This window comes from Methanocalculus sp. (assembly GCF_030651615.1).
In the GTDB taxonomy this organism is placed as follows: Archaea; Halobacteriota; Methanomicrobia; order Methanomicrobiales; family Methanocorpusculaceae; genus Methanocalculus.
Genome location: NZ_JAUSCG010000156.1, coordinates 1 through 4,726, shown reverse-complemented (window position 1 = coordinate 4,726; position 4,726 = coordinate 1). Strand labels below are relative to the sequence as shown.

Below are 4,726 nucleotides of genomic sequence, written 5' to 3'. Positions count from 1 at the left end.
CCTTCATGAGATTGTATCGTTTGGGATCGATTCAGATCGACTCACCCTCTTCGATGAACAGGGAACTGTCCGGCTTGTATTTGCGTTTGCTCCTCCTGAGGCTGCTCTCACCAAAACATACTGGATTCTTGACTCGATAACAGAGGATACAACGGTCACCCCGATAACCGGAGATCGTGCAATTACCGCTGTCTTTGACGGTGTGCGGATCTCGGGTACCGGAGGCTGCAACAGTTATTCTGCTGAATATCACATTGATGGTGATGAAATTACGATAACTGATCCGATAAGAACTCTTGTATATTGCATGCCTGAAACTCTGATGGAACTGGAGAGCAGGTACTTCTCTCTTCTGCCGCAGATGGCAGGATACACAATTGATGGTGACCGTCTTTCTCTCTTCTCTTCAGACAAAGAGATCATCCTTTCTTTTGGTGTGACTGCAAACGGCCCCTGAATGATAAAAGGAGAAGAAATCATCTTTTTTTCAATAGCAGAATGAATTTATGAATAATGCTTTCTGATAAAATCCCGGATCTTCATCGATTCAAGCCACCCCCGATCGAGTTGACTCACGATCTCGTTGATCTCATATGCCTGATCCGTGATCTGATCAAATACTTTGCCTTCATTCATCGATGTGAGGGCGATGATCACCGCAAGTGGGTTTCTGATTGAATCATTCAGTATTGCAAGATTATGTATCTGCTCCTCTACCTGAAGGAGAGTCGATCTTCGGAAGTCTTCGAGCTCTTTTCTCTCTGTAATATCCTCTGAAATACCTAACAGATACTTTGGGTTTCCATATTCATCGAGTATTGGCAGTTTTTTCGTATGAAGGATACGATCCCCCTTATTCCGGGTTTGAATCGTCTCTTCCGGGATATCCTTGAGATTTTTAGAACTGAGTACTTCACGATCACTCTCGATGAAGAGTTCGGCCTGCGTTTTTGGGAAGATATCAAGGTCGCTTTTACCGATAAATTCATTCTGTGCAAGTCCGATGAGTTCTTCCCCTGATTTGTTAAATTTGACAAACCGGAGGTCAAGAGCATCCTTCACAAAGATCATATTCGGAATATGTTCGACGATGTTATTCAGGAACTTCTCACTCTCACGGAGATTCTCCTCGATCTGATTGCATCGTCTAATCTCCTCCTCAAGCTGATTCACCTTCTTCTGAAGTTTTCTGAAGAGGACGTCATTATATTCCCGCAGGCTCTCCATCTCCTCTTCAAAGGTTGTCCCGGCCTGTGGAGCCCTCTCCCTTCCGGCTTCTTCAAGTACCTCCCTGACGATTCCGATGAGGATATCCGGTTTCTGCGGCTTTGTGACATACCGCTCTGCGCCGAGGCTCAGGGCAAACCGTTCATCTCTTGGATCGGTATACGTCGCTGTATAGAAGATGAAGGGGATCTGGTTTAGTTCTGGATCTGCCTTCCACCGGCGGCAGAGTTCAAACCCGTCCATCACGGGCATCAGGATATCGGTGATGATCAGGTCAGGAGGACTCTTTGCTGCTTTTTCGAGTGCTTCTGCACCGTTTAGTGCTGATATCGTGGCAAATCCATACCCTGTCAGGATCGATTCCAGCAGGTAGAGATTCTGGGGATTATCATCAGCTATCAGTACTACGGTCAAGATATCAACTGCCTGATTCTTGTGAATGACAGGTAGTATATGATCTGCTCATCATAGCTCTTTGGGTCAATTCTAATTCTACCATCCTCAGGTGGGTTCTGGAGACGCTCGTATCTGAGTGAAAGACCCTTCAGCCGGGGAGTATGTCAGACCTCTCCTCCAGCTGTGCCCGATAACCGATATGCTCCTGCTGGTATTGTGATTTCAAACCTGGCACCCTTGCCCGGGAGGCCGGTTTCAGTGATCTTCATCCCGGCAAGATTGAGAAACTCCCTGACAAAGAATAATCCAAATGCACCTTTGCCGCCGATAACCCGATCAAATATATGGGCTTTCTCTCCATCTGGAATGCCGACTCCGTCATCTTCACAGATTAAGACCATCCCTTCACCTGTCTCCCTACAGGTCAATGAGATGGTGGTGACGGTCTGTCCATGGTGTACTGCATTATGCATGATATTATAGAAGACCCGCTCAATCAGGGGATCGGAGTTGATGAGAAGCCCTTTGAGATCGCAGTGTAAAGAAACCTTCTGTCTCTGACTTATCTGAGAGAACTGGAACTGTATCATCGACTCAAGAGGGATCCAGGAGGAGATGTTCACTCCCATCTGCTGATAATCCTTCGTTTTTCTAATGAGGTTATGGATGGACTCGAGGATCTCCGTCTCCTTATCGATGAACTCCCCACACTTCTCCTCACCTTCACTCTTTCTGGAGAGCTCAATATACCCTCTGACTGCGGTTATTTTATTCTGTATATCCTGGTATGTCACCTCGGTCATCAGTTCGAGTTTTCGGTTGGTAAGCTTCATCTGCTCCTCTGCTCTTCTCCTCTCTGTGATGTCCTCAGAGATCCCAAGTAAATATCGGGGTGTTTCCGATTCATCGAGGATCGGGATCTTTTTGGTATGGAGTATCCGTGTACCAAGCAGCCTGGTCTGAATCGTCTCCTCTGGAATATCCTGAAGAATTTTATTGCGGAGTACCTCACGGTCCTTCCCGATGAAGAATGCTGCCTGCTCTTTCGGAAAGAGATCACCATCGGTCTTTCCGATCAGCTCAGTCCGTGGATAACCGATCAGGTCCTCTCCGGCTTTATTGAACCTGACAAATCTGAGGTCCGAAGCATCCTTCACAAAGACCATATTTGGTATCTGATCAAAGATGGTGTGCAGGAACTTCTCGCTCTCACGCAGGCTCTCATCGATCCGATTGCATCGCACAACCTCATCCTCAAGCTGTTTTACCTTCTTCTGAAGTTTTCTGAAGAGTACTTCATTATATTCCCGCAGGCTCTCCATCTCCTCTTCAAAGGTTGTTTCAGGTTGGGCTCGCACCTCTTTCCCAGCGTTTAAAAGGACATCCCGGATAATTCCGATGAGTATTTCCGGCTTCTGCGGTTTTGTGATATACCGTTCTGCGCCGAGGCTCAGGGCAAACCGTTCATCCCTCGGATCGGTATACGTCGCTGTAAAGAAGATGAAAGGGATCTCTTGGAACTGTTCATCTTTTTTCCATCTCCGGCAGAGTTCAAACCCGTCCATCACCGGCATCAGGATATCGGTGATGATCAGGTCAGGTGGGTTCTTTGATGCTATTTCGAGTGCTTCTGCACCGTTTTTTGCTGATATCGTGGTAAATCCATATCCTTTCAGGATCGATTCCAGCAGATAGAGGTTCTGCGAATTGTCATCGACTATCAATATAATCGCCGTCACTCTTCCACACCATCCCCTCTCGTATGCAGGTGTGATCTGATCTGTTCGGTGAAGGTCTTTGGGTTGATCGGCTTTTCGATGTACCCGGTACATCCTGCAGCAAGTGCCTTTTCACGATCGCCTGCCATTGCATAGGATGTAAGCGCAACGATCGGGATATCTGCAACCTCAGGTATCTTTCGAAGCTCACGTGCTGTTGCATAGCCGTCCATACCTGGAAGCTGTATATCGAGGAGTATAAGGTCAAAAATGGTATTCATGGCGGAATTAATCCCCTCTCTTCCATCTCTTGCTCGTATAACCAGATATCCTTGTGCGGTCAGGATATAGTGTACCAGATAAAAGTTCTGGTCGTTATCTTCGATATACAGGATATTCTTCATTATTCACTCCTCTTCATGGCTGGAAGGGTCACCCGGAATACCGAGCCCTTCCCCGTTTCACTCTCGACTGTGATTACACCACCCATTAGATCAACGAGTTTCTTCGTGATCGACAGTCCAAGCCCTGTCCCTTCAAACTGCCTTGTCAGCCCGGTGTCAACCTGGCTGAAGGGTTTGAAGAGCTTCTGCATATCTGCTCTGTCAATTCCTATTCCTGTATCAATGATATGGATTGTGATCTGATCATCCTTTTTTGAAGATGTGACCCTGACACTCCCCCGCTCAGTAAATTTTACGGCATTGCTCAGGAGATTCAAAAAGATCTGCTCGACACGCCGTGCATCTCCCGAAATCATGCCGACATCGGGATCGATATCAACCTCCAGAGGGAGATGTTTCTTCTCTGCGATCGGTCTCATCGCCCGGACGGCTCTCTCAAGGACCGCTGTTATATCAACTGGTTCGCATATGATCTTCAGCTGGCCTGCTTCAATCTTTGAGATGTCAAGCACATCATTGATCAGGGCGAGGAGATGCTCTGCACTGTCTGATACCATGCCAAGCTGCTTCTTCTGCTCTTCGTTTAAGGGGCCTGCCAGCTCCTGGAGGAGGATGCCCGAGAACCCGATGATCGAGTTGAGCGGAGTGCGGAGTTCATGGGACATCGTCGCCAGGAATGCCGACTTGATCCGATCAGCGGCTTCAGCTGCCTCTTTTGCAGACTCAAGCTCCCTGGTCCGCTCCAGAACGGTATCCTCGAGGGTATCCCGATATCCCTCCAGTTCTGCATATGCCTCTTTTCTCCTCTTCTCCTCATCTCTGATCCGATCAACCATCGCCTTGAATGAGGTGGCAAGCATCCCAAGCTCACCGGCATCCTCAGTCTCAATCGTCTGGTTCAGGTCCCCGGTCTCTGCGATGGTTCTGCTCATCTCCGTCAGGTTCATCAGTGGTCTAATGAGTGTCCTGTTCAGAATGATG

5 protein-coding genes are annotated in these 4,726 nt (G+C 47.8%); 1 reads left to right on the top strand and 4 read right to left on the bottom strand.

Features of this window, described 5'->3' with window-relative positions:
• On the top strand, positions 1 to 457 hold a 457-nt coding region (locus tag Q7V06_RS06885), incomplete at its 5' end, for an META domain-containing protein (protein WP_304839935.1).
• A 47-nt stretch (positions 458 to 504) separates the two neighbouring features.
• Here the strand turns inward: Q7V06_RS06885 and Q7V06_RS06880 are convergent.
• The 4 genes from Q7V06_RS06880 to Q7V06_RS06865 all read right to left on the bottom strand — a co-directional run.
• Complete coding sequence (locus Q7V06_RS06880) at positions 505 to 1,641, bottom strand: response regulator (RefSeq protein WP_304839933.1); 1,137 nt, start codon at positions 1,639 to 1,641, stop codon at positions 505 to 507.
• Positions 1,642 to 1,787: 146 nt separating this feature from the next.
• Positions 1,788 to 3,362, bottom strand: a complete 1,575-nt coding sequence (locus Q7V06_RS06875; protein ID WP_304839930.1) for a response regulator — start codon at positions 3,360 to 3,362, stop codon at positions 1,788 to 1,790.
• Complete coding sequence (locus Q7V06_RS06870) at positions 3,359 to 3,745, bottom strand: response regulator (RefSeq protein ID WP_304839928.1); 387 nt, start codon at positions 3,743 to 3,745, stop codon at positions 3,359 to 3,361. The genes Q7V06_RS06875 and Q7V06_RS06870 overlap by 4 nt, the downstream gene beginning before the upstream one ends.
• The coding region (locus Q7V06_RS06865; protein WP_304839925.1) for a HAMP domain-containing sensor histidine kinase at positions 3,745 to 4,726 on the bottom strand (982 nt) is incomplete at its 5' end. The genes Q7V06_RS06870 and Q7V06_RS06865, both read right to left, overlap by 1 nt.

Excerpts from the sequence above, each read along its gene's own strand:
- Q7V06_RS06870 (WP_304839928.1), bottom strand. The coding sequence starts at position 3,745 with ATGAAGAATATCCTGTATATCGAAGATAACGACCAGAACTTTTATCTG.